This is a genomic window from Rhodococcus sp. ENV425 (genome assembly GCF_002887785.1).
Taxonomy (GTDB): domain Bacteria; phylum Actinomycetota; class Actinomycetes; order Mycobacteriales; family Mycobacteriaceae; genus Rhodococcus; species Rhodococcus aetherivorans.
The window spans coordinates 12,620-15,639 of record NZ_PCZU01000098.1 but is presented as its reverse complement, the minus strand read 5'-3'; the positions used below and the strand labels follow the sequence as shown (position 1 = coordinate 15,639).

At 72.6% G+C, this 3,020-nt stretch carries 2 protein-coding genes; both read right to left on the bottom strand.

Annotation, left to right across the window (positions count from 1 at the left end):
• On the bottom strand, positions 1–833 hold an 833-nt coding region (locus tag CQZ88_RS29840; protein WP_180986974.1), incomplete at its 3' end, for a GAF domain-containing protein.
• A gap of 68 nt (positions 834–901) precedes the next feature.
• Positions 902–2,986 carry a hydantoinase/oxoprolinase family protein gene (locus tag CQZ88_RS08245; protein ID WP_037200721.1) on the bottom strand — a complete coding sequence of 695 codons (2,085 nt, stop codon included), beginning with the start codon at positions 2,984–2,986 and terminating at the stop codon, positions 902–904.
• Positions 2,987–3,020 lie beyond the last annotated feature (34 nt).

The following is a 3,020-nucleotide window of genomic DNA, read 5'->3' as shown; positions in this document are numbered from 1 at the left end:
CGGTCGGTGACGCAGCTCTGCACCTGCAGGTGCCGGGACACCCCGTCGAGGCGCACGTCCAGGACGAACGTCTGCCGCATGCCGGCGTCGGCGTCGCGGCCGGGCCCGCCGGCTTCGATGAGCCCGGTCAGCCAGAGCGTGGGCTCGCTGATGCCGACCCGGCCGAGCAGGGCCCGCGCGGCGGCGTTGACCTGGCGTTGCCCGGTGGCGAGATCGAGGATGACCGTGGCCTCGCTCGACAGGTCGAGCGCGGCCCACAGGTCGTCCTGCACGGCGCGGGCCGCCTCCCGCCGAGCCACCTCGGTGACCGCGACACCCACGAGCCGGCCCAGGGCGCCGGCGACGGCGATCTCCGCGGGCGACGCCAGCGCGAGCCGGTCGTTGTCGGCGAAGTTGAGGGTGCCGACGACGTGGCCGCGTTCGATGATGGGCGCCTCGAGCACCATCCGCATGTCGTGCAGGCGGGCCACGTCGCGGAAGAACGGGGACTCGGTCCACGTGTTCTCGCTCATCAGCCGGCTGCTGTGGGTGGGGCGGCGGCGTTGCTCGAGCGTGCGCAGCACGGGGTCCTGGTGACGGCCGAGTTCCTCGTACAGCGTCAGGAAGCGTTCGCTGACGCCCTCCGCGGCGGCCAGCGGTGTGCGGCCGGGCGAGTCGCCGAACAGGTAGATGCCGAAGGCACGGGACGGCAGCACCCGCGGGACGAGGTCCATGCACAGGTCCTGGATCGCCTCGACCGTGTCGACGGCGAGGAGGGACTCGGCGACGTCGGCGAGATCGGTCGCGACGGTGCGATCGTCGTCGTCACCGTCGAACGGGAACTCGATGTCCATGGCCCCCTGCACCTCCTCGGCCGCCCGTGCGGCGGCCTCCACCCTCGTATCGGCAACCCGCCCGGCGTTCAGGACGCCGCCGGCCGGTAGCGGAGGACGAACGACCCGCGGTCGTCGACCTCGACGGCGAACTCGTCGGGCACCACGACGCTGCTGGTGCCCAGTTCGATGATCGCCGGCCCCTCCAAGTGTGCGCCCACGCCGAGGCCGTGCCCGTCGTACACCGCGGCCTCGACCATCGTCCGGTGCAGCACCGACCAGATCGGGCGGGTGCCGATCCGCCCGGTGCCGTCGCCGGTGGGCACGACGGCGCTGTCGAGGCGCGGCTTGGGGGTGGTGCCGACGACGCTGAGCCGGATGTTGAGCACGTCGATCGGCATGTCCGGGGAGCGGTAGCCGAACAGGGTGTCGTGCATGGCGTGGAACCGCTCGGCGACGTCGGCGAGGTCGACGCCGTCGAGGGACGACGGGTCGAGCGGCACGTTGATCTCGTACCACTGGCCGCGGTAGCGCATGTCCAGCGAGGGTTGCAGGGTCACCTCGGTGTCGGCGACGCCTTCCTCGGCGAGGATCTTGCGGCCGCGCATGGCCATGTCGTGCCAGATCCCGAGGAGTTCTCCGGTGTCGAGGGCGGCGAGTTCGGCCTTGTGGCTCTGCACGAAGTCGTGCTGGAAGTCGCACACGAGCATGCCGGCGGCGCAGAAGATCGACGACTCGCGCGGGGTGACGAGCACGGGGATCTCGAGTTCGCGGGCGATGGCGGCGGCGTGGACGGGCCCGGCTCCCCCGGCGACGACGATCGGGAAGTCGCGGGCGTCGAGACCGCGGCGGACGGTGATCTCCCGGACACCGGCGGCCATGCCGACGTTGACGACGTCGTAGATGCCGGCGGCGGCCTCCTCGACGGAGATGCCGAGGGGTTCGGCGACGTCGCGGCGGATCGCCTCGATCGAGGCCTCCCGGTCGAGGGGGATGTCGCCGCCGAGGAAGCTCGCGGGGTCGACGTAGCCGAGGACGACGTCGGCGTCGGTGACGGTGGCGCGGGTGCCGCCGCGGCCGTAGCAGGCGGGTCCGGGGACGGCGCCGGCGCTCTCGGGGCCGACGCGCAGCAGGCCGCCCTCGTCGACGTAGGCGATGCTGCCGCCGCCGGCGCCGATGGTGTGGATGTCGACCATGGGCAGGGCGATGCGGCCGCGGTCGATCTGCCCGTCGGTCATCACGAGCGGCCGGCCGTCGTTGACGACGGCGGCGTCGAAGCTGGTGCCGCCCATGTCGACGGTCAGGCAGCGGTCCCAGCCGTGCGGGGCGACCTCGAGCAGGCCGGCGGTGGGCCCGGACGCCGGGCCGGACAGCAGCGACAGGGCGGCACGGCGGGCCAGCTCGTCGGGGGTGGCGACGCCGCCGTTGGACTGCATGAGCAGCAGGATGCCGGTGAATCCCGCCGCGTCGAGCGCCTCGGTGAGCACCCGAAGGTAGCGCGTGATGATCGGTCCCGCATAGGAATTGAGCACGGCGGTGCTAGTGCGGTCGTAGTAGCGCACCTGCGGCAGCAGCTCGCTCGAGCGGGTCAGGTACACGCCGGGCAGCTCGGCGGCGAGGATGTCGGCGGCCTGTCGTTCGTGCTCGTCGCCGGCGTGCGAGTGCATGAACGACACCGCCACGGCCTCGACGCCCTCGCGCCGGAACAGTTCGGCGGCGGCACGCACGTCGTCGGTGGCGAGCGGGGTGACCTCGGTGCCCTCGTGGTCGAGGCGGCCGCCGACGGGCCGGCGCAGCGCCCGGGGCACGAGCGGCGCCGGCGGCGTGAGCCGGTTGTCGTAGGCGTCCTCGCGGGTGCCGTCGCGCATCTGCAGCACGTCGCGGAAGCCCTCGGTGGTGAGCAGGCCGGTCTTGGCGCCGGTGCGGGTGAGCAGGGCGTTGGTGGTGACGGTGGTGCCGTGCACGATGGTGTGGACCTGTGCGAGCAGGCCGGTGAGGGTCTCCCCGCGCCGCTCGGCGATCTCGGTCAGGCCCTTGACGACCGCGGTGGACGGGTCGGAGGGGATGGAGCTGGTCTTGTGCACGAGCCGGGTGCCGTCCTCGTGGACGACGAGGAAGTCGGTGAAGGTGCCACCGACGTCGACTCCGATGCGGATGCTGGGTGTTGCCGACATGGTCACTGTCCGCCTTTCCGGGTGTTGCGCAGCT

Excerpts from the sequence above, each read along its gene's own strand:
- CQZ88_RS08245 (WP_037200721.1), bottom strand. The coding sequence starts at position 2,986 with ATGTCGGCAACACCCAGCATCCGCATCGGAGTCGACGTCGGTGGCACC.